Here is a 20,916-nt window from a genome sequence, read left to right on the forward strand (position 1 = left end):
AATAATCCCTCCTTAGGCCAACCGTTCAAGTTGGTCCCATGTATAATTCATCGCGGAAAGCGATTCCCAAGTAAATCCATGTGTGTCGAACGCCCCCCAAGAAAGATAACTAAACACAAATTCAATGACCAAATGAGCAGGCATGATATCAAGTAAAGCCTTCTCAATATCAGCCAAGTTCGTCGGTATACCATGCGTGCTGACGAATTTTATGATCACCTTGTAGTTCGCGGCATCTTCGGTAACCTCTACCTGACCATTGTCATAAGCTTCAGCGACGCGCTTCAACAGGCTCAAAGTCACCGTACCTGTGCCACGGATCTTCGACTTTATAACCGACCTGCGCTGATCGAGTGGTTTCCCTGACTCTGTCTTAATACCGAGAAAATACTCCCAATAATCCAGCCCCCATGTGGCTAGATCAATTGTCGACTGGTCCAGAACTTCCTTGATTTTGCTTGTCATGAGATCCATCTCTTGACCATCGGTTTCCATGAGAACTCGCATTTCATAAATATCCTCATATAGACTCGGCAGCGCATCCAGCATTCGTTCCCCAGACGGACTAACAATACCAAAATTATTCACTTAATGTCACCGTCCCCCTCACCGCAACCGATCCTTCCGTCACCGCGATATTGCCCGTCGTTCCATTCAACTGAAATGTTGTATAATCCTGAACGCCTGGAATACTTAACATAAGGGCTCCAACCTTTGCATATTTCACAGAAGGGTCTTGTCCGAATGCAAGGCTAGCCAAATAGTCCTCGCATACTTTTTCAAAGTCACCCTTGATTTGAGCAATCGTTCGCGTTCCATTGCGAATGACTTTCGCAGATACCTGAACCAGCACCGAAGCGGCAGCTGCTACCGTTACGCTTGCCCCAACAGGTGCCATGCCTTCGCCATAACCTGCTGCCGGGGATATATACCCCTGTACGTTCTGCACAAGCTGAGTGCTTGCTGGTTTCATGTCAGTGTCAATGATAACCACTTTGACCGTTCCGCCTCCGTTCCAAAAAGGGATGACTTGAACAGCCCCCACACCATCAACCTCTAGCGCCCACTTCTTGTAATCTGCTTTATTCCCGCTTGTTGACGGGAGCCGTACTTTTTGCATAAATCTGACTCTGTATTCGTCATCGCTTTCTTTGTCATCTCCGGGAATCAGCACATCCGTTAAACTGGCACTTACCAGACCGTCCAAATAATCCAATGGCAGCATGGTGCCAAATTTCTGATTGCCGACTTTTCCCGCTGTCTCACAGCGCAATTCGAATTGTCCGACAGCTAGCTTAAGAACGACGGTGTACTTCACACCGGAAATGGAGAAGCGACTTCCTAATGGAACGTCAATCGGCATATTGAGAGTTCCGTAAAAAAGCCCCTTGCGCACGGCATACGTAGCTTGTTTGCGAGATTCGCCAAATGGCTCCGTAATTGCATCCAAATGTTCATCGGTCGCTGTATGCGGGAAAACGGCTCGAAGGTTCGCGTCCACCGAGACATACATCTTTGCCAACTCGCGCGCTGCAGGAGCAATGGCATCATAAATGACGCTTCCTTCGCGTTTATCCATGTCGGCAGGAACGCGTTCCAACATACGCTCCATAATAACTGCATAACTTTGTGATTCAAACATAGTGTCACACCTCCTTTGCACTTTCAAAGCTTCCATATTGGGTTATAACTTGAAATTCAATTAATGCCGAGTCGCCTGTGAAGGTAACGTTAAAATTCTCTACAGCCTGAATGCGCTCATCTTGCAGAAGTGCTTGTTGAACGCGTCGGCTTAGCTCAGACTGAACAAAATCAGCATTTTGCCCGATAATAGAAGATAATTCGCTGCCATAATTGGAACTATAAATCGAATGCTCAAATCGCTGCGTCTGCAAAATTTTATAAACAGCTTGTTGAACAGCCTCTAGTCCGTCCACATGGCCTACAATCCGTCGATTGACAGAATCAATCTGATAACTCTTGCTTGGTAGCTGTATTTGCTGAAAAAGTGAATTGCCAAACCCTCCTTGCGGAATCATGCCTCCACCACCTTGTCCAAAAGGACATATTTTTGCCCGCCCTGCATACGTAAAAGAAGCAAACTGTCACCAACTTCCAAACCACGTCTAATGACAACAGGCTGACCTTCGATCATGATTTGATAAGGCGTTAACTGCTCTGGAACAATTAAAAAATCCTGATCTAATGAAAACCGTTGATCCACAGTAATCTGGAGAGGATGGATGCTGATGACTTCGCCAAACGTAATATGAACGGGCGTGCCGGCTTCCACAGCCCCAACACTGGCGCTTTTTAAAGCTCGCACCAATTTCGTTACATTGTTCATGAGACCACCTTCAAATCCAGTTTCATCGTATGTTCAGATCCTTCAAAATTGTGCGTACAATCTTCCACTTGAAAAAACTGGCTGATTCCAGCTTCTTCGATGTTGATAAATACACGGCAGCCTGCTCTAATCCGGATATCGCCGATGGCATTCAATGAAAAGGTTTTGGTCTCCCGGTTTTTGGCGCCAAGCATCAGTTTTAACAACTCCGTAATCTGAGCTTCATTCATCTTATCTTCCACTTTGCGAAATTGCTGCAACCTGCCCCATTTCGCTATATTGTTGCTATCTTGATCGATATACACTTCGCGTTTATTCGTTTCCTTATTGTCACGAACGATCTTAATTCTGTTGTACGTATCCGTATCAATGGATCGATTAAAACTGTAGTCATAGACAAGGCTTACATCACCGAGAGCAAAGTCCATCACCCATTTATCCGCATCACGCAGCCGCAATGAGCCGAAGTCATCATACAAGACAAAAATTTTCTTCGTGGAGATCAACGTTTTATCTAAGGCTTTACACATAATGTCCATCAATTTGGTCCCATCCTCAATAATCGATGGAATAACGTAACCCGAATCTTCGATCTCTCCAATTTGAAGTTTAAGATCTCCTGCAATTTGTTTAATAACTTCACTAGCCTTGGCGTCCTTAAACACATAAGTCTCGTTATACATCAAATAGCGGAGTTGATCATATGCTATTAGCTTGACTTCTTCATCCCGACCAGACTCTATGGAGAAAATATACCCATAAAACACGGGCTTCCCGTTCAGCCTTACTCGTACAACATCCCCGTTGTTATATTTAAATGCATTCTCTTCATACCATCCGCCACGTAACATCGTGATCGAGCAGCTGGATGGCTTGCCGTATCTGGTCGAGCTGAACTGCAATGCGCTAATGGGCAGCTCCCACATGTTCCCGTCTTTGTTGTCTATTTCAACTGTTAGCATGTCATCACCTCAATATGGAGGAATTTTCAGCATATCGCCTTCTTTTAGTTGCTTCACTTGATTATCTGATAATTCATTTATCCTTTGAATTTCACGATACCGCGTGCTATCTGGTTTCCCAACAGCGTCAGCAAAAAACTTCATGGAGACATCGACAATGGTTTCATTTTTCTTCAATCGATAAAATTGGGCACGGATTCGCTCGTCGGGTCTTTTCGGCGCTGCTGATACTGTTGCCTGACTGCCGTCCACAGCGGTTATTATTTCTAGCTTGCGGGCTGAATAAAATACGTATTCTTTCAGGGTAAGGCTATACTCTATTTCACCTGGTGAACCGGCTGCTTCTTTCCAATCAAATTTCTCAATGGAAGCAGGGAAATTAAGTTCTTTCCTTCCCTGGCTATCCACCAACATTGGATCTGAATGCCTACCCGTATAAATGAATCGAATCGGATGCCTAGTTGCCATCCATTTCTCAATTAGGCGAATATAATGCATCGGCTCAAACACGATATCCGCTTGAATAAACGGGTAAATGGCTGCCGGAAAGAAACTGCTGAACGAAACTTCACGGAGTTTCGGATTTTTAATGACATTCACTTCACCGGCTCTTGTTTCCTCTGTCCCGCCACCGCGGCCGATAAGGTCGTACGTTTTGCTGTTTCCACTTCCCGAAATGTCGATCGTCTCCGGATTAACGGGAATTTGGAATCCTTCCATTTGGTTGTTAAAACTTAAATAAATGCCATAACTCATCCTGCATACACCCCCTGAGCATGGTTAGTGACTTCGACCTCTACCGCCTCAGTAATCCGGCGAATCATTTCATCTGCATCGGTCGTATCGTGAATATGAACGTCCCCAACTGCTACAGTAGGCGTCAGTGAAACGAAATTTTTGATACTATCGCGTTCCGCTACGTCCCGCATGAGCATTAAGTCTTCATTGGAGATATCAACCGTGTCATTAATCGCTCCAACCTCGTTCACTTTGCCTAACGTATTGTTGCTAAGTGGCAAGCTGTCGTTAAATCCCTTATCTTTAAGTCCGCTGTCTTTAAGCCCGTTTCCAATGCTAGAAATTTTATTCATAATTCCCGCGCCTGATTTATAGCCGTAGTCGAATTCATTTTTCTGGTCTTTGAACCCCATTCTTTGCATGGAGACTACCGCTTTATCACTAACTGGTTTTTCCATCATATCCATCACATTTTTCACTGTATCGCTAACAGCGTGCATATTAGATTCATCCAACAACTCAAATCCTTTAAAATCTTTTCCAAATATCCCAGATACTGCACTCGCGAGCCAGTTAAACCCTTCAATAGCCCCGTTAATCCCTCGCACAATAGACTTCATAAAACTTCCGGCAAAGTTCTCCGTGCTTAGGATCATATTTAACATGTAATTCCCAAAATTCATTGCCAAATTGTAATACATATTTTGTACGGCATAGATTGGATCAATAAACAAATTTCTGAAAAATTCTACATATCCGATTATAATATTGTATAAATAAGCGAATGAATTGCTAACTGACCCCACGAGCATCATAAAGCATCCCGCAATGGTCCCAACAACTTGCTCAGCAGTAACCCCACTCATTAATAACACAAAAACAATGGCGCCAATTAATGCAGCAACTGCTAAAAGAGGCAAATTAAGAGCAAACCAAGCACCAGCAAGAGCATACGCAGCAGTAACTTGCCCCCAGAGTGGAGGTATCATTGCCCACAGTTTTGGAATAATCAGGCCTGCGATTACGACTGCAGCTGCAGTTAGCAATCCTACAACAAATGGCCAATTCGCTTGAATTAATCCAATCAGCCCGCTTATTACATTCACAAATCCTCCTGCAGCAGCCGCAGCAAAATTCAGTGCTATGGAAATGCCAGAAAACAATTCGCCCCCAGCTGATGAATTAAGCAAATTATTTACTTTCTCCATGACAGGGCCAAACGCTTGTAAAGCATTATTTTTGAAAATGGTCATCGCATCCTCAAAGGTTTTAGGCAGCTTATCAAACCTACTATTAATATCATCGGCAGCCTTAAAAATAGCACCTTTAAGAACAGTGGAAGTAATAGTGCCTTCGGTACCCATTGTCTTCAATTGTTCTTTTGATTTGCCGACAAAATTAGCAATAGATTCAGCCAAAACGGGTGCGCTCTCCATTAAGGCTCCAAAATCTTGACCTTGCATTTTTCCAGATGCCATAATTTTTGTAATTTGTGACATTCCTGCTTGTTGGTCCTGCTTGGAACTACCACCAATTTTCAATGATTTTTGGATGAGCTCAGTAAATGAAATGGTTTCTTTATTACCGCTAAACGCCCCGCCTGCCGTCTGCCCTAATTTAGCAACCATGCCTGCCATCGTGCCATAATCGCTTCCAGAACGGTTTGCCGCTGCAAATATGGCATTTTGAAGCGCCTGTGGCGCTTGATTACCATCATTCACGAATTTCAACTTTGCTTGTATAGTTATATACTCATCGGTTAATTTAATTTCTTTCGAGGAAATAACTTTCTTAATCGTATTATTGATTTGATCAAATAGTTTGAGCGCAGATCCAACGGTCGCCATATATTCACTCCTTTCTTCTAAGAGTAGTTGCATTTCGAAAAATAGAGGCTGCTCTCTAGGTTTGTATCCTTCTGAGTCAGCCTCCTTTATCATTTATCTTTTTTTAGCCGCATCCGACTCTTTTTTCGAATACAACTGTATAGCGGCGAACACGAATGCTCGCTCGTTTAATGGAAGCCTCATAATTTCATGAGGAAGTTTTCGAAGCTTGAAAAGAGCGTAATAGAGGAGAATAGCAGTGGAGTCGGGGTCACACCTTTCCCCATACTCATCGTATCCCCCCTCGATTAGTTTTTTGCTTCTTCTACCAGCTCATTAATATCCTTATCGAATCCATTAATTTCTTGAACTTTGAGGATGAGATTGGCATACTCTCCAGCTAGCAGCATTTTCCGAATTAATGTTTCAGCTCCAAGCACGCCGTACGATTTCTGCAGCTCGACATCTTTCAAGTTTGGGAAGGCAACACTAGCTACTGCCAATCTGGACAAATATTCGGTCTGATCGATTTCTGTCACTTGTTGGCCACCCTTGCCTTTGCTGCGTTTCGTAGCCGCTTTGCGAATAGTGTCATTTTCTTCTTCTGTAATCGAACGAAGAACCCAAGAAACAGGCTTCCCGTCCTTATTTTTGAAACGGTCAGAAACAACCACTTCCTCCGACGTCTCCGTCGAAACATTTCCGGCCAAAAAAACGCTAATATCACTCATCAATTATTCCTCCTCCGGTTTTTAGTTTAGTGTAGGCTGCTTAAATTTTGTGAACATATCCCAGTCATCGAAGGTAAAGCTCACTTCTTCTTCCAATGACTCTGACTCAACGTCAAACGAGGCGATCGTGATCTCGTCTAGGTTAACGTTTCTAATAACAGTGTCTTGAATGCCAACCGATGAACTCGGATCGTCATTCACAACTTGTATATCAAAATAATTATCAATGCCATTTTTCGTGTAATTCAACATCAACTGACGAAAAGCAGAGGTAACATAATAAATGGTCATGGTGCCTGTGCCGGTAAATCCATTGGCCTTGTTTTGGGTTCCAAGTTTACCCAATGTTTTAATTTCTTTTTTATTCTTTTTGATTTTGGCTTCGAATTTTTTGGCGTAGAACATTTCTTCTACTTGTCCATTAATCGTGGCATAAGCCTTAGCAGATTGTCCTGAGATCGTATCCTTTGCATGGAGAAAACCCATCTTAGCTCACCTTCACTTTCGTATAAATTTTCTCTACAGCATCTACTGGTTGAACAGCAACCTGAGAATACACGCTATCTGACGCTTCACCTTGCACGACGGTAATATCCGTTTGAGAGTTGAAATTTTTCAAAGCACCAATCGCCTGCAAAGACTCCAAATATTTAACATATTCATTTTTGAGCAGGTTTCGACCGTCCGGATTATTGTCTACCTTCCCGATATAGAAAGACTCAAATGTTCGTTTTAAATCATTGTTGATCGCATCCAGCACTCGAATCACGCGATTTTTGGAGAATGGCTTTCCTTTTGTAACTGTAAAACTCGTTAAGGAATTAATGTCTTGCTCAACAAGAGCTCTACCTTGATTTTGTGTAAATACGAATTCTCCGGCTTTGAGTGCCGCCTCAATTTGACTATTCGTATAGCGGGGATTAGCGTCAACAGCATCATCATATGCCTGATATGTCAAAGTCTCATTTACACGTGCCGCAGCCGTCGCTCCTGCTACCCATGCGGTAGCTGATACGGAATCAATAACTGTCGCATCAGAAAGTACAACGCCATTTTTGACACTAATGACACCTTCATAGTTGGCTAATGAATAATTCTCAAGCACCGCTTGGATCTTCTTACCCTCGTCTTCTCGCAACCGTTTCGCGAAGGCAGCATAGACTGACTTCAGTGTCGGATCATTGCTTGGAAGCGCCACAGTCTGAAAATCGAAGACCTCGATCGCGCTTAAGTAATCCGAATGATCGGCATTCAACACCGTTCCATCAGCACCGCTTGTGAGTGATGCACCAGCCGTCGCTGTCAACGATCCTGTTCCGCTCCATACGATCCATTCATTAGGAATGAGTCCAGAAATATCGGCAACAACCTGTTTATCTACCTCTTCGGATCCTAGCAGCGTTCTGACATCAAATTTGGCAGCATCATCGACGTTCGACTGGACAATTACCTTCAATTCGTTTCCCCTCACACCGCCATACTTTGCTGTAGCCGTTAAACCGCCTGCTGTAGCAGAAGCCTTGACACCAGCATTTAATCGATAAAGAAGAAGCGTACCTGCACGCTTGAGAGCTTCACGAATCAACATAAGTTTCGAATCGGTGAGATCATAACCAAGCAATGTTTTGATATTATCACCAGCATGAATTGTTAAAACTTGTTTAACAGGCCCCCAACTCAGTTTAAGCGCCATAGTAGTAATCCCTCTGTCACCAAGTGTGCCTAACGAAGCATTCGTAGTAAAATTGAAATAGGCCCCTGGACGAACCTTATTTTGTACCGTATATGTTCCACCCGCCATTTACTGCACCATCCCTTCTAAATATCCATTCATGATTTCCAACACTTGTTCTTCTGTATAGCCTCTTCCCTCTTCAAGCAAAGCGCTCAGAACATCTTTCTGTGTACCCGTGAATCGCTCAGAGCCTACAAACTGTTCTTTTACATATAAAGGACTACTCACATCTCTCAGCAGCTTTGTTTTGTTCATGTACGAACCTCCTCTTCTAGCTTCTGCATTTTGGGTTCCACTGGCTTTTCCTCAAAAAGTGTAACCGTAAAGTTAACATGAAAATGAAGCACGCGATTTATGATTTCGTAACTCATAGCTTTGGCACGAATCTGGCCATTAACATTGATAAACGCTAATGCTTCATAAAGTCGCTCCCCCATACTTCGACAGTCTTCTATTTTCGAGGGACTGTTCAGATCGGGAAAATACTCGACATCATATTGCGTAGTGCGAATATATCTGCCGTTCAAACCGTTCAATTGTTCGCTTTTGATCTGCATCACCAGAAAAGCAGGTCCCTGATTTCCCTCCCCCACCTGTTCGTTGTAGATCGGAATCTCTGGTTCCAGTTCATGTAACTTTCCCTTGATTCCATTTAGCGTTTCGATCACTTTACCACCTCAAATTCGTAATCCTGATTAACTATTTTTCCTTAATTAAAACTTCCTACCTGCTATCGTACTTTTTGCATGATCATCAACCTCATCTCTAACCTAATGAATTCAGTAAATTATATAACCCAGTTTAAAGCCATTTGGCAGGGCAGTAAGAATACCGAACTAACGTTCTCATATATAGGTGGCATTCGGGGGACAAGGATGAGCTCATTTTTAGAAAAATAAGCCATTTTGCAATTCTATTGAAAACTTTTTTTGCGCCCGAGCAAGATATACTTTCACGCTATCCTTCGTTACACCCAGCATTTCAGCAATATAACTTCTTGAAAATCCTTCTCCATAAGCCATCGTGTAGCAAGCCCGCTCCCTCTCCGAAAGCAATTCCATCGCAGCCTCAACCTGATCTCTTTGTGCTTCAGAGAGCTGGGGAGAACTTATCTCATTGGCCCGGTCGCTAATGGCTTGCAAACGCATTGGATCGACAAGAATACTTCGCTGATAGGCCGACCTGCGTTCGATCCCTCTTTTATTCCCAGGTCTTCTCGCTGTATCCATCCACTCAATGGCAAAGTTTACATCGGATATCATGTCATTAATTATTTTTTTGGAAACCTGATTCTTCGTCCGATTCACCTCCCCCTTCGCTTGAAGCAATCGTTGATATGTCTCCCGATAAGTGCGTCGAAGCTCACTTATACTGTCCAACCAAGGTCCCCCTCTGTCCTTGCCATTCAACCGTTCCATAATTTTGGCCTTCGTATCCAAAAAGCTTTGGATGAGTTCTATATCTGCTTGTTTGAAAATGTCTGCCTCGCTCTCTCCTCCATATAACCTGCACAACATGAGAACGGCAGCTTTCGCTTGCTCCTCCGTAGGTCGATTACATTGCGTCAAAGCGAAATAATTGTTCAATGAAGCATACGCATTAAAGCTGTTTATTTGCTGATCCATTTCTTTCCTCCTCTCAATCAATGAAACATATGTTCGTTTTTTTTGCAAACGATTACCCTTAATCTCTCTATTTGAGTATATGCATTTGCGTCAATGTTTATCGCAATATTAAACGCTATTGCGTTTATAGTCAACATTTTAATTGAATTTTAAACGCATTTACGTACAAAACCTGTCTTTACAATGTATTTTCAATGAGTTACGATAGCAATACATACGAAGAAGCGTTTATTTGAACTCATTTTGAGAGGTGTGTCCGGTGGATAGAAAGGCTGAAATTTTGTCTGAATTGATTGATAGACGGGGCAGCAGAAGGGCTTTTGCTGAGGAAATTGGCATTCCCCCAACAACACTCCAATCTATGCTCAGCCGCGGTGTTGGAAGAGCTTCCATTGATAATGTCATCAAAGTTTGCCGGGCATTAGATATTACCGTTGAAGAACTAGTCGTTATGGCTGAAATACAGAAGCCAGAAACGATTGCTGCCCATCATGAAGGGGATAATTGGACAGAAGAAGAGTTGGAGGAGCTTGAAAGGTTTAAAGCCTTTGTACGCTCCAAACGCCAACTTCAAGGAGATTAGCTTATGCTTTACGATAAGCTGCTCAAAGAAGCAGCTGCTTTATCCATTGATGTATCGGAGCGAAATTTATTACCAACTACTCACGGACTTTATGCAGACAATACCATTTGGATCAACAAGCGCTTATCCACCCGTGTAGAGAAGAGCTGTATTCTCGCTGAAGAATTAGGACATCACCACACCAGTGTTGGAGATATCACCGATCAGTCGGACGTCCGCAACAGAAAGCAGGAGCTTCTTGCCAGACAATGGGCACACCATAAGATGATTCCATTGGAGCGTCTTGTTGATGCACATAATGCCCGAGTTAAGGGACGTTATGAAATTGCCGAATTCCTTGGTGTAACGGAAGAATTCCTGCAAGCTGCCATTGGCCGCTATTTGGAGAAATATGGCTTGTATATCATATTAAATGAGCAGTACGCCATTAAATTAGAGCCGTTAGGCGTGGTTGAAATTTTCCAAGCTTGAATACAACCACACAACGAAAAGTTTGTCGAGAAGCACACAGATTGATACAATGTAGGCAAAGAACCAGTGATTTTTCTCTGACAAAGGAGCAAATACATGAGCAGCGGCACAAGTATCGGCATCATCGATATCGGATCGAACTCGATTCGGCTCGTCATTTACGAAATTAATGCCCAAGGGGCCTACCGTGTTGTGAGCGAGCACAAAGATTCAGCAAGACTAAGTGAGCGCATCGGATACGATGGCATTTTACATAGCAAAGATATTATTTCCATCGTTCCTATTCTTTCTCACTACGCCCTGCTATGTAGGGTACATGAAGTGCAAACCATTCGTGCCGTGGCGACGGCAGCTATCCGCAATGCAGCGAATTCAGCCGAAATCGTACGGATACTCGAAGAACAGACAGGCCTTCATATTGAGGTGCTGAGCGGGACAGAGGAAGCAAGATTTGGCTATCTGGGAGTCATCAATTCCATCGATATCCAGGATGGTTTCATCATTGACATAGGCGGTGGAAGTACGGAGGTCACTCTATTCCGTGATCGCAAGCTGAAACACAGCGTGTCCTTCCCATTCGGGGCTGTAAATACGACGCGTCAATTTATGAAAAATAACAACTTAATCGTACAAGAAATGGCCGATATTCGCCGGATGGTGGAGGAGGCAATCTCGGAGCATCCTTGGCTCAAAGAGTCGCCGAATCTGCCAATGATCGGTTTGGGTGGAACCATTCGAACGCTGGGCAAAATGAGTCAAAAGCGCAATAAATATTCGCTTCAACTCGCTCATAATTACGTACTGAAGTCAGGCGAGCTCCCGGCTTTCCTTACGTTGTTATCCTCATTGCCTTTAGATAAAAGAAAGAAGATAGACGGACTCTCCAAGGAACGAGCTGATATTATGGTGCCTGGTTTGATGATTATGGCTACCATTTTTGAAGCCACCCAGGCATCTGCCTGTATTATCAGCGGTTCCGGCCTTCGCGATGGTCTATTTCACGAAACGTTCGATCCACAGCATCCAATCAAACATCATGTACTGGAGGCCAGCATCGACAATTTGCTTGCGCTCCATCCCAATGCGGCTGAGAAGCATGTCAGGCATGTTGATCGCATGGCTATGCAGTTGTATCAGAAGCTGGCAGACAAAGCTGAGTTAGGCGAACGCTCCCAACGCTATCTGCATGCAGCAGCACTTCTCCACCGGATCGGCGCCAGTATCCATTACTATCAATATCTTAAACATACACAATATATGATGGCTAACGCCCATATCGACGGTCTCAGCCACCGTGAGATTGTGATTTGCTCCTTCATTGCGACGTACAAAACAAAAAGCCGGATCCATCAGCAAGCCCTTGCGCACAAGGACCTTCTGACGGAAACCGACGAGGCATTAATCATTAAATTAGGTACGTTACTCAAATTAGCAATCGCTTTGGATTACAGTGAAACTCAGCCGGTTCAGGAACTTCAGCTCACGAAAAGTGAAACGGCTCTAACCCTAAAGCTGATGTGCATTCACAATCCGATCTTGGAGTTAAAGGAACTCGCTGTGGTTAGCAAAGAATTCGAGAAAGCTTGGAGCTTGAAGCTTAAAACTCAAGCCGGAGTTTTTTCCAAGACGTAATCTTCAATGCCTCGAACTGGCTCCGATAAGGGGTCAGTTCATTTTTTATGCGGCTGTACATCCCGTTAGGCATGAGTTCCCGCGCTTTGACGTTATCGTTAAGACTTACGTTCAGAATTTGAATCATCATTTTCTTCATTTCGTGATCAAGTACAGGACACATCAACTCAATTCGACGAGTCAAGTTACGAGTCATCCAATCGGCTGATGATAAGTAAACATCGACCAAACCGCCATTTTCGAAATAATAAATCCGCGAATGTTCCAAGAATCGGTCTACAATGCTGCGTACCGTAATATTCTCACTTAGACCCACTACACCAGGCCGTAAACAGCATACGCCGCGGATAATCAAATCGATCTTCACGCCGGCTTGCGAGGCTTCATATAACGCATCCACCATCTCCTGATTGGATAAGGAGTTCATCTTGGCGATAATACGCGCCGGTCTGCCTGCTCTGGCGTGCTCGGTTTCCCGCTTGATCAGCTCGAAGAGCTTATCTTTGAGATCGGTTGGCGCCACGGCAAAAGACTGCCAATCATGCGGCGCAGAGTAGCCTGTAATCTCATTGAAGAGTGCTGATGCATCTTCACCAATGACGCTGTTTGAGGTAAATAAGCCAACGTCTGTATACAAACGTGCTGTGCTATCGTTATAGTTGCCAGTTCCGACATGTACATATCGGCGAAGTGTGTGCTCTTCCTGACGCACAACAAGCGTTATCTTGGCGTGTGTTTTGAGACCAACAAGGCCGTATACAACATGACAGCCTGATTTCTCCAGCATCCGAGCCCACGCGATATTGCGCTCTTCATCGAAACGGGCTTTAAGCTCAACTACTACCGTAACCTGCTTGCCAGATTCCGCGGCTCTTGCGAGCGATTGAATAATCGGAGAGTTACCGCTTGCCCGGTACAATGTCATTTTGATCGCGAGCACGTGTGGATCATAAGCGGCATGAACGATGAAATCGGTCACGGCATCGAAGGTTTCATACGGATGATGTACGAGCACATCCTTGTTTTTGAGTACGTCGAAGAAATCGACCGTATCCTCGAACTCAACCGGATATTTGGCATTAACGCGCGGATACCTCAGATTCTCAAATCCATTCAGCGTGCCCGCCAGCTTCATCAAATAGGTGATATCGAGCGGCCCGTCGATTTCGAATATCTGCTCTTCAATCTCAAATTCATCCTGAAGCTGGGCAAGCGCATAAGGATGAATCCCTTCTTGCACTTCCAGCCTCACAGGAGCGCCCCAGCGCCTGCGTCTAAGCTCTTTCTCAATTTCCTCCAGCAGATCCTCGGCCCCTTCTTCATTCAGCGTTAGATCTGCATTTCGAGTCACTCGGAATCCATGGACCGAAATCGGAATATAGCCGCTGAACAAGGACTGGATATGATGCTCCATTAATTCTTCCAACAAAATAAATTCTTGTTTTTTACTATTCGTTCTTGTGGGTACAGAGATGTATCGGGATAAGTTGCTTGGCACTTGAACGATGGCAAAATAAGGTTCATCATCCAGATCATCGCCTTCTCGCACCAACAAGACAGCCAAATAGACAGAATGATTATGAACGAGTGGGAATGGACGACTTTGATCGACAGCCATCGGCGTTAGAACTGGAAAAATAATATCGTGATAATACGCATCCATGGCTTTCTTCTGGCTCGTATTCAAGTCTTCATATTCCGTAAACACAATACCTTCTTTGGTTAACAGCCTTGTAACTTCCCGATACGTTTTGTACTGTTCCGTCACCATTTTGGCCGTACGCTTCATAATACGCTTGATGAGTCCAGCGGGGGTATAGCCTGTGAAGTCTTTCTTGGTATAGCCCGCCTTAATTTGATCCTTGAGCCCAGCCACGCGAACACTCATGAATTCATCGAGATTGCTAGATACGATAGCCAGAAATTTCATACGTTCAAGCAGTGGAGTACTCGCATCCTGCGCTTCCTCCAGAACACGCCAATTGAACTCGATCCAGCTTAAATCACGGTTCAGGTACTTGGTCGAAATCTCTTTGACTTCTTTGATCTCTTTCATCTCTTTAAGTTCTTTCAGATCAGGTTCTCCTGCAATACTCATAAAGCCTCCAAAGTGTATAATCTATTTTGCAATAGTAATATCTACATTGTACTATGTGTCTTGTGCACCGACAATGCAGAACCCCTACATCTATTATATTAAGATTTTGTAAATGAATGTTCGTTTCCGTATTTATCCAACTTCATGTTACAATATAAACACTTCAACCAAGGAGAGAAAAACCATGAGAATCCTGAATCCCCGCTTAGTCCATCAGATATTCAGGGGTATGTGGGTGGCGCTTATCATCTTGCTAATCGGCTTTGCTTTCTATTTTGTGATTCCACTCATTTATCCTTTTATTTTTGGCTGGGTGCTGGCGCTTATGTTGAATCCTGTGGTTAATTTTTTCCAGTTCCAATTGAAATTTCCACGGTGGCTGGCTGTCTCCCTTTCCATGCTGTTATTTATAAGCGCTATGATTGCCGCGATCACGTTATTAGTTGCCAATATTGTGGTGGAACTAGGCTCTCTTGCGGATACTTTGCAGCTGCAAATTAACCGTTGGGTCGAACAATTCAATGTTTTCATTAATTCAACAGCATTCCAAGAGTGGATTGAACGAATCAATGATTTCTTTGAAAATAACCCCAAATACCAAGAAACGGTCAACAACAATCTGTCTTCAACCGCAGGTTCAATAGCCGACATTAGCAAATTTATTATCAGTTATGTCTTTGACGCTTTAAGAAGGTTCCTTACGTCTTTGCCGAACATCGCAACCATTACGATTATTGTGATGTTGGCTACTTTTTTCATCAGTAAAGACTGGTACCAACTGATTAAACGCTACAAAGGGATTTTCTCCGAAATGATCGTGAAAACAACACAATTAATTCGTACCGATCTGCAGAAGGCTTTGTTCGGCTATTTGCGCGCCCAGTTGATTCTGGTTTCGTTAACAGCGCTAGTTGTCATTATCGGACTGCTGGTTTTACGCGTAGATTATGCCATTACGATTGGTTTACTAACGGGTTTAGCCGATCTCATGCCTTATTTGGGAACTGGCGCTGTCATGGTCCCATGGATCCTTTATGTATTTTTCGCGCAAGGCGATATTTATTTAGGAATTGGGCTTAGTGTATTATATGGAGCCATCGTGATTGCCAGACAGATCATGGAACCCAAGGTACTTGCCTCTTCCGTAGGCTTAGATCCGCTTGCTACATTAATTGCCATGTTCGTCGGACTCAAACTTTTTGGACTATTGGGACTCATCATCGGCCCCGTGTCACTCATTCTGATTTCCGCCTTTTATCGCGCACGCATCTTTCATGATATCGCGGCCTACATACATAAAGGCTCGATTCCTCCTGAGTAGGGGGCATCGAGCCTTTTTTTGCAATCCTTCAGCATTCGAGTTATCTGCGATTTATTAAGCTGATACGGCCTCTGCTGATTTGCTTTTGAATCAAGGCAAGGAGCAGAACTTTGAATATCGGTCTTGTGTATGGAAAAACGAGTAGAAATCCAAAAATATCAGTTATAAACCCTGGGGTAATCAATAAAATACCGCCTAAGAAAATACAAATCCCATCCAATAAATGCTGTGCAGGCAATTGCCCTTGCGACCATTCAAACTTGGCATACGCCAGAACTTTACGCCCTTCCCGTTTAGCAAAATAGACACCCAAGAAGCCGCTCAACAAGATCAGCGCAAAGGTCATCCAGCCGCCGATATAATGCCCCAGGGTGAATAGAAGTGTGATTTCTATAGCAGGTACAAGAATTAATATGGCAATGATGATTCGAAACATACGTTCAGCCCCTTTTAAGTATACTCGGTTAGCAGCTGCCACAATTCCGGCGCTTCCTTCTCTATACGTATTGGCTTCCAAGAAGGATTCACCCAAACATGTTTGGTTGTGCCGATGACAAGTAATTCACCCTCAGGTTCTGTTGTAAAATCGGATGAATCCGGTAATCCCGTAGATAAGGCTTCTGGCAATTTGCGAACTTCATAAGCAAAATGAAGCCTTACACTGCTCATCTCAACCACCCGTGTATAGATGCATACCAGATCATCATAACGGGCTGGCTTCTTGAACTTACTCTCCGCTTCAACAACAGGCAGAAAAAGCCCCTTATCTTCAATTCGGCGGTACGAATACCCCAACCCTCTAATGAACTCCGTTCGTCCAATCTCAAACCATGTCAAATAGTTGGCATGATAGACCACACCCATTTGATCCGTTTCTTCATATCGCACACGAAGCTGGTGTCGATGCCAACGCTCCTGAGTCATGTTCATGCACATCTCCTAGTGACAAGTGGTATAAGAGCTATTATACCACATTTCAAACCTTCTCCACGTGCCGTAAAGATCATGATTAAGCAGAATAATTTTACCAATTTAGAACAACATATACAAAAAACACCGCACAGAACGGAGTTATCCACTATGCGATACTCGAGTTGGTTTTTCAGGAAAAAGTACCGTACACTTCCTCAAACAAAAGCTCAAAAACAAGCTCATACCGACTTCATAGACGCATCTTTAGCCCAGAACTTGGTGGTATTGCAAAGTATATTCACGCATACACCCGATCTCATTGTTCGAGAATTTACAATTAAACATACGGGGGAGCCAGCAGCGTTAGTCTATCTGATGGGGCTGGTCGATAAGAGTTCAATCAACAACAATGTATTGAAGCCGCTGCAATTCGATACAGATATTACCGACACGGATGGCAGCTTCCGCCTATCAATCGGCCAAATTCTCAGATTGAACACATGGCCGCTTGTTGAAAATGCGATCCTCCAAGGCCGCAGCTTGCTTTTCGTCAATGGACGGCTTGAGACATTTGCATTGGATACACAGGGATGGCCCCAGCGGGCAATCGAAGATCCAGCAATTGAGGCTTCATTAAAAGGCGCACACCAGGGCTTCGTAGAAACAGGTACCCAGAATATCGCTTTAATCAGACGTTATATTTCCAACAGAGAGCTGAAAATGAAGGAATTAACAGTGGGACTCCGAGCAAATTCAGCTGTTTCACTCCTTTACCTTGCAGATGTTGCGAACCCAGAAGTGCTGCAGGAGTTTGAAGACCGGATTAAGATGCTGGACGTTGATACAGTGATCAATACAGGAGAATTGGCTGAATATATCGAGGATAATCCTTACTCTCCATTCCCGCAATTTATTTTGACAGAACGGCCCGATGCGGCTGCGTCACAAATTTTGCAAGGAAGAATCGTCGCCGTACTGGATCGTTCCCCTAGCGTACTCGTTGGCCCTGTTACTTTCACTTCCTTCTTCCAAAGTGTAGACGATTACAGCACGCGTTGGTCGATCGCAACCTTTATACGCCTTCTTCGCGTATTCGCCTTTTTCATTGCAACCTTTTTACCCGCATTCTATATTGCCGTTATCTCCTATCACTTCGAGATTATCCCGATTAAGCTGCTGCTTACGATCGGCGAGTTCAGAGGGCGGGTACCGTTTCCTCCCTTCGTTGAGGCGGTTATTATGGAGATCACTCTTGAAATGATGCGTGAAGCAGGCGTGCGTTTGCCTGCCCCGGTTGGTCAAACCGTTGGGATAGTTGGCGGTATTGTTATTGGACAAGCCATTGTGCAAGCTGGACTCATCAATAACATTATGGTGATTGTCGTTGCGTTTACCGCTATCGCTTCCTTCATCCTGCCCAACTACGATATGGTTGCAGCTATCCGGCTCATCCGTTTTGCCATGATGATTGCGGCTGCCATGTTTGGCTTTGTCGGCATCATTATTGGCATGATGACCATGATTGGTCATTTGATTTCGCTGGAATCACTTGGCACGCCCTATACGACTCCTTTCGCCCCGATGCGTTTCGCGGATTGGAAGGATACCTTCATTCGGATGCCCGTGTGGAAAATGCGCAAGCGGCCTCTATCCGCAAGACCCATTCAATCCACTAGACAAGTAGATAATCATCCAGAAGGGGATGGCAAATGAATGTATCTGCTAGCAGCAAAATAACAAATTTACAATACATTCTCATTAATTCAGGCTTGCAGGTGAGTGTCTTCTTTCTCGCATTGCCACGAATATTAGCCGAACAGGCTGGCACTGACGGGTGGGTTTCGCTCATCATTGGATGGATGATCACGGTGGCTGCAAGCCTGATCGTCGTCAAAATCATGGCCAGATACCCAGAGGGGACCTTGCTCGATCTCTTAACACACTATGGAGGCAAGTGGGCCGGACGAACAGCAGCTGTATGCCTACTCCTTTATCTCTTTTACTTTGGGTATAGCTGTCTCGTACAAACCGCTCTGATTACGAAAGAGTGGCTTCTCCCCCAAACATCTGCCTATATGATTATCCTGCTGCTGCTGATCCCAACCTATATCGTAGCCATCTCAGGAATTCGCATTATTGGCAGATACGCGGAGATTGTTACCCTCGTATCGTTATGGATTCCGCTCGTCTATTTACTTCCACTGAAAGAAGCTCACTGGCTGCACTTGCTTCCTATTGCAGGCGAAGGTTGGCAGCCAATAGGCGCTGGTGTCCCCTATTCGCTTTATTGCTTTCTAGGCTTCGTATCCACATTTATTTTTTATCCGTTTTTACAAAATAAATCACAAGCTTCCATGGCTATAACTGTCTCCAATTCCCTGACGCTGCTCGCTCATCTGTTCGTAACCTTAGTTTGCTATGTGTATTTTAGTCCAGACGAAATCCGGGAATATAATGAACCCGCCATCAACGTTTTGAAAATTATTGAGTTCAAATTTATCGAAAGGATCGAGGTAATCTTTATCGCTTTCTATCTGTTAGTCTTCTCCTTGGGCTGGATTCCCGCCTTGTACATCTGCGCCTATTGTACCAATTGGTTAAGAAATACGCAGGCCGAACGCAATCACGTCCGTTTCTTTTGTCTCTTACTGGCCATCGGTTCATTCTTCTTCATCCCAGATTTCCATCAAAATGAAATGATCGAGCAAATCTTTCTTAGGCTCGGAATCCTTATTGAATATATCCTTCCTATCTTCCTGCTCCTTTACGTTTCGGTACACGACCGGTTTTCGGGGAGGAAAAAGGCATGAGCAAGTGTTGGCTCCATGTCTTCATTGCCATCTCCGTTTTGCTGATTTCAGGGTGCAACGATCGACTGGATCTCGAAGATGCTGCCTTCCCCCTTCTGGGAGGCTATGATCTCGACGAGAAGAATAATTTACTAACTTATGTGACCGTCCCCGAGTTTAGCAAGAGTGCCAGGAAGAAAACGCAGGAGCTGGGCGTCAGAGCGAAGACTCTCCAACAGGCAAGACAACAGTCAGATGCTTATTGGCCCGCTGTTTTTCAAGGTCGCAAAATGCTGGTGATCCTTGTGAGCAAACGCCTTTTGGCACATGTTGACTGGTTCCGAATCCTTGATGTTTTCTCACGAGACGCGAAGAACCCCTTAACCTGCCGAATGATTATGTACGACGGACCACTGTCCGAGGTTATCTATTTGAATCAACAGGATCAGCCATTCCTTCCATTGCTGCTCCGCGGCATGGTGGATACGAAGAGCGGAAGATCTGAAACGGTAAAAACAACTTTTCAAGACATGCATCGCCTGCGATTTGAAAAAGGTAAAACACCTTCTATAGCAGAAATCCGCTTGGAAAATGAAATTAAACTAAACGGGACTGCTTTATTGGATCATCAGGGGAAATATGCTGATTCTCTGGACGCACAAGAGACGATCCTCCTGCAAATCTTGCAAAACCAAGCTAAACACGCAGTCAGCCTTACACTCGCAATACCAGGACAGGCCAAACGAGGCCCTCTGAATACTGACAAGCTAAGTTTCAGTACAAACAAGGCAAAAACCCATATTAAAACAGCTTTTCATGATGGTCATTTCCAATTCGATCTGGCTGTCCACCTGTCAATTGCCTTAACCGAACGATTATTTCCTTATGATATGCACCATAAATCCACCGTGTTAGAAAAGGCCATTGCCGAGCAACTTAAGAAACAGTTCGAGGGCCTGATCGGCAAAATCCAGTCCCATCAAATCGATCCGATTGGATTAGGCATTCATGCACAAGCCTTCACTTATAAACCCTATAAAAAAGTGGAAGATCAGTGGGGAAGAGCGCTATCCGAAGCAAACATCCACCTGTCCGTCACAGTGACGATAGAGGGAGTGGGAACGATCAAGTGATAATAAAGAAAGA

At 44.2% G+C, this 20,916-nt stretch carries 23 protein-coding genes; 7 read left to right on the forward strand and 16 right to left on the reverse strand.

What is annotated here, in order from left to right; translation table 11 throughout:
* Positions 1–12 precede the first annotated feature (12 nt).
* The 13 genes from LOZ80_RS22080 to LOZ80_RS22140 form a co-directional block, all read right to left on the reverse strand.
* Entirely contained in the window at positions 13–588 is a 576-nt protein-coding gene (locus LOZ80_RS22080; RefSeq protein ID WP_238166727.1) for a putative phage tail protein, read from the reverse strand.
* Entirely contained in the window at positions 581–1,642 is a 1,062-nt protein-coding gene (locus LOZ80_RS22085; protein WP_238166728.1) for a baseplate J/gp47 family protein, read from the reverse strand. Before LOZ80_RS22085 ends, LOZ80_RS22080 begins: the two co-directional genes overlap by 8 nt.
* A gap of 4 nt (positions 1,643–1,646) precedes the next feature.
* Positions 1,647–2,039, reverse strand: a complete 393-nt coding sequence (locus tag LOZ80_RS22090; RefSeq protein WP_238166729.1) for a DUF2634 domain-containing protein — start codon at positions 2,037–2,039, stop codon at positions 1,647–1,649.
* Positions 2,036–2,347 carry a DUF2577 domain-containing protein gene (locus LOZ80_RS22095; protein WP_238166730.1) on the reverse strand — a complete coding sequence of 104 codons (312 nt, stop codon included), beginning with the start codon at positions 2,345–2,347 and terminating at the stop codon, positions 2,036–2,038. Before LOZ80_RS22095 ends, LOZ80_RS22090 begins: the two co-directional genes overlap by 4 nt.
* Entirely contained in the window at positions 2,344–3,309 is a 966-nt protein-coding gene (locus tag LOZ80_RS22100; protein WP_238166731.1) for an XkdQ/YqbQ family protein, read from the reverse strand. The genes LOZ80_RS22095 and LOZ80_RS22100 overlap by 4 nt, the downstream gene beginning before the upstream one ends.
* 9 nt (positions 3,310–3,318) lie before the next feature.
* On the reverse strand, positions 3,319–4,065 hold the full coding sequence (locus LOZ80_RS22105; RefSeq protein ID WP_238166732.1) for a LysM peptidoglycan-binding domain-containing protein: 747 nt from the start codon (positions 4,063–4,065) through the stop codon (positions 3,319–3,321).
* Positions 4,062–5,894 (reverse strand): tape measure protein, encoded by a 1,833-nt coding sequence (locus LOZ80_RS22110; protein ID WP_238166733.1) that lies wholly within the window; start codon positions 5,892–5,894, stop codon positions 4,062–4,064. The genes LOZ80_RS22105 and LOZ80_RS22110 overlap by 4 nt, the downstream gene beginning before the upstream one ends.
* Positions 5,895–6,181: 287 nt before the next feature.
* Positions 6,182–6,604 carry a phage tail assembly chaperone gene (locus LOZ80_RS22115; protein ID WP_238166734.1) on the reverse strand — a complete coding sequence of 141 codons (423 nt, stop codon included), beginning with the start codon at positions 6,602–6,604 and terminating at the stop codon, positions 6,182–6,184.
* 21 nt (positions 6,605–6,625) lie between these two features.
* Positions 6,626–7,090: a phage tail tube protein gene (locus LOZ80_RS22120; RefSeq protein WP_189007563.1), complete on the reverse strand. Its 465-nt coding sequence runs from the start codon at positions 7,088–7,090 to the stop codon at positions 6,626–6,628.
* 1 nt (position 7,091) lies between these two features.
* Positions 7,092–8,405, reverse strand: coding sequence for a phage tail sheath family protein (locus LOZ80_RS22125; protein ID WP_238166735.1), 1,314 nt, complete (start codon positions 8,403–8,405; stop codon positions 7,092–7,094).
* Complete coding sequence (locus tag LOZ80_RS22130; RefSeq protein ID WP_238166736.1) at positions 8,406–8,594, reverse strand: hypothetical protein; 189 nt, start codon at positions 8,592–8,594, stop codon at positions 8,406–8,408.
* Positions 8,591–9,007 carry a phage tail terminator family protein gene (locus tag LOZ80_RS22135; protein WP_238166737.1) on the reverse strand — a complete coding sequence of 139 codons (417 nt, stop codon included), beginning with the start codon at positions 9,005–9,007 and terminating at the stop codon, positions 8,591–8,593. The genes LOZ80_RS22130 and LOZ80_RS22135 overlap by 4 nt, the downstream gene beginning before the upstream one ends.
* 219 nt (positions 9,008–9,226) lie before the next feature.
* Entirely contained in the window at positions 9,227–9,964 is a 738-nt protein-coding gene (locus tag LOZ80_RS22140) for a sigma-70 family RNA polymerase sigma factor (RefSeq protein ID WP_238166738.1), read from the reverse strand.
* A gap of 259 nt (positions 9,965–10,223) precedes the next feature.
* Here LOZ80_RS22140 and LOZ80_RS39550 point away from each other — a divergent pair, with 259 nt between their 5' ends.
* From LOZ80_RS39550 to LOZ80_RS22155, 3 genes are all read left to right on the forward strand, one after another.
* Positions 10,224–10,547 carry a helix-turn-helix domain-containing protein gene (locus LOZ80_RS39550; protein WP_238166739.1) on the forward strand — a complete coding sequence of 108 codons (324 nt, stop codon included), beginning with the start codon at positions 10,224–10,226 and terminating at the stop codon, positions 10,545–10,547.
* A 3-nt stretch (positions 10,548–10,550) separates the two neighbouring features.
* Positions 10,551–11,018 (forward strand): ImmA/IrrE family metallo-endopeptidase, encoded by a 468-nt coding sequence (locus tag LOZ80_RS22150; RefSeq protein WP_238166740.1) that lies wholly within the window; start codon positions 10,551–10,553, stop codon positions 11,016–11,018.
* Between the two features lie 96 nt (positions 11,019–11,114).
* Positions 11,115–12,650, forward strand: coding sequence for a Ppx/GppA phosphatase family protein (locus tag LOZ80_RS22155; RefSeq protein WP_238166741.1), 1,536 nt, complete (start codon positions 11,115–11,117; stop codon positions 12,648–12,650).
* Here the strand turns inward: LOZ80_RS22155 and LOZ80_RS22160 are convergent.
* A complete protein-coding gene (locus LOZ80_RS22160; RefSeq protein ID WP_238173074.1) occupies positions 12,616–14,706 on the reverse strand; it encodes an RNA degradosome polyphosphate kinase in 2,091 nt (696 codons plus the stop codon). The two genes, LOZ80_RS22155 and LOZ80_RS22160, sit on opposite strands and share 35 nt — an antisense overlap.
* Before the next feature lie 226 nt (positions 14,707–14,932).
* Here LOZ80_RS22160 and ytvI point away from each other — a divergent pair, with 226 nt between their 5' ends.
* Entirely contained in the window at positions 14,933–16,069 is a 1,137-nt protein-coding gene (gene ytvI / locus LOZ80_RS22165) for a sporulation integral membrane protein YtvI (RefSeq protein WP_238166742.1), read from the forward strand.
* A gap of 40 nt (positions 16,070–16,109) precedes the next feature.
* Here the strand turns inward: ytvI and LOZ80_RS22170 are convergent, their stop codons facing one another.
* Positions 16,110–16,505, reverse strand: a complete 396-nt coding sequence (locus tag LOZ80_RS22170) for an FxsA family protein (RefSeq protein ID WP_189007535.1) — start codon at positions 16,503–16,505, stop codon at positions 16,110–16,112.
* 14 nt (positions 16,506–16,519) lie between these two features.
* Positions 16,520–16,993, reverse strand: coding sequence for an acyl-CoA thioesterase (locus tag LOZ80_RS22175; protein ID WP_238173075.1), 474 nt, complete (start codon positions 16,991–16,993; stop codon positions 16,520–16,522).
* Positions 16,994–17,149: 156 nt separating this feature from the next.
* Here LOZ80_RS22175 and LOZ80_RS22180 point away from each other — a divergent pair, with 156 nt between their 5' ends.
* The 3 genes from LOZ80_RS22180 to LOZ80_RS22190 are packed head-to-tail and all read left to right on the forward strand — an operon-like array spanning position 17,150 to position 20,903.
* Positions 17,150–18,694 (forward strand): spore germination protein, encoded by a 1,545-nt coding sequence (locus LOZ80_RS22180; RefSeq protein WP_238166743.1) that lies wholly within the window; start codon positions 17,150–17,152, stop codon positions 18,692–18,694.
* On the forward strand, positions 18,691–19,791 hold the full coding sequence (locus tag LOZ80_RS22185) for a GerAB/ArcD/ProY family transporter (RefSeq protein ID WP_238166744.1): 1,101 nt from the start codon (positions 18,691–18,693) through the stop codon (positions 19,789–19,791). The genes LOZ80_RS22180 and LOZ80_RS22185 overlap by 4 nt, the downstream gene beginning before the upstream one ends.
* Positions 19,788–20,903, forward strand: coding sequence for a Ger(x)C family spore germination protein (locus LOZ80_RS22190; protein ID WP_238166745.1), 1,116 nt, complete (start codon positions 19,788–19,790; stop codon positions 20,901–20,903). Before LOZ80_RS22185 ends, LOZ80_RS22190 begins: the two co-directional genes overlap by 4 nt.
* Positions 20,904–20,916 lie beyond the last annotated feature (13 nt).

The organism is Paenibacillus sp. HWE-109 (assembly GCF_022163125.1).
GTDB lineage: Bacteria > Bacillota > Bacilli > Paenibacillales > NBRC-103111 > Paenibacillus_E.

Bases quoted from the DNA above. Each gene is read 5' to 3' on its own strand.
- LOZ80_RS22085 (WP_238166728.1), bottom strand. From the start codon at position 1,642: ATGTTTGAATCACAAAGTTATGCAGTTATTATGGAGCGTATGTTGGAA.
- LOZ80_RS22090 (WP_238166729.1), bottom strand. From the start codon at position 2,039: ATGATTCCGCAAGGAGGGTTTGGCAATTCACTTTTTCAGCAAATACAG.
- LOZ80_RS22095 (WP_238166730.1), bottom strand. From the start codon at position 2,347: ATGAACAATGTAACGAAATTGGTGCGAGCTTTAAAAAGCGCCAGTGTT.
- LOZ80_RS22100 (WP_238166731.1), bottom strand. From the start codon at position 3,309: ATGCTAACAGTTGAAATAGACAACAAAGACGGGAACATGTGGGAGCTG.
- LOZ80_RS22105 (WP_238166732.1), bottom strand. From the start codon at position 4,065: ATGAGTTATGGCATTTATTTAAGTTTTAACAACCAAATGGAAGGATTC.
- LOZ80_RS22110 (WP_238166733.1), bottom strand. From the start codon at position 5,894: ATGGCGACCGTTGGATCTGCGCTCAAACTATTTGATCAAATCAATAAT.
- LOZ80_RS22115 (WP_238166734.1), bottom strand. From the start codon at position 6,604: ATGAGTGATATTAGCGTTTTTTTGGCCGGAAATGTTTCGACGGAGACG.
- LOZ80_RS22120 (WP_189007563.1), bottom strand. From the start codon at position 7,090: ATGGGTTTTCTCCATGCAAAGGATACGATCTCAGGACAATCTGCTAAG.
- LOZ80_RS22125 (WP_238166735.1), bottom strand. From the start codon at position 8,405: ATGGCGGGTGGAACATATACGGTACAAAATAAGGTTCGTCCAGGGGCC.
- LOZ80_RS22130 (WP_238166736.1), bottom strand. From the start codon at position 8,594: ATGAACAAAACAAAGCTGCTGAGAGATGTGAGTAGTCCTTTATATGTA.
- LOZ80_RS22140 (WP_238166738.1), bottom strand. From the start codon at position 9,964: ATGGATCAGCAAATAAACAGCTTTAATGCGTATGCTTCATTGAACAAT.
- LOZ80_RS22150 (WP_238166740.1), top strand. From the start codon at position 10,551: ATGCTTTACGATAAGCTGCTCAAAGAAGCAGCTGCTTTATCCATTGAT.
- LOZ80_RS22155 (WP_238166741.1), top strand. From the start codon at position 11,115: ATGAGCAGCGGCACAAGTATCGGCATCATCGATATCGGATCGAACTCG.
- LOZ80_RS22160 (WP_238173074.1), bottom strand. From the start codon at position 14,706: ATGAAAGAGATCAAAGAAGTCAAAGAGATTTCGACCAAGTACCTGAAC.
- ytvI (WP_238166742.1), top strand. From the start codon at position 14,933: ATGAGAATCCTGAATCCCCGCTTAGTCCATCAGATATTCAGGGGTATG.
- LOZ80_RS22170 (WP_189007535.1), bottom strand. From the start codon at position 16,505: ATGTTTCGAATCATCATTGCCATATTAATTCTTGTACCTGCTATAGAA.
- LOZ80_RS22175 (WP_238173075.1), bottom strand. From the start codon at position 16,993: ATGACTCAGGAGCGTTGGCATCGACACCAGCTTCGTGTGCGATATGAA.
- LOZ80_RS22180 (WP_238166743.1), top strand. From the start codon at position 17,150: ATGCGATACTCGAGTTGGTTTTTCAGGAAAAAGTACCGTACACTTCCT.
- LOZ80_RS22185 (WP_238166744.1), top strand. From the start codon at position 18,691: ATGAATGTATCTGCTAGCAGCAAAATAACAAATTTACAATACATTCTC.
- LOZ80_RS22190 (WP_238166745.1), top strand. From the start codon at position 19,788: ATGAGCAAGTGTTGGCTCCATGTCTTCATTGCCATCTCCGTTTTGCTG.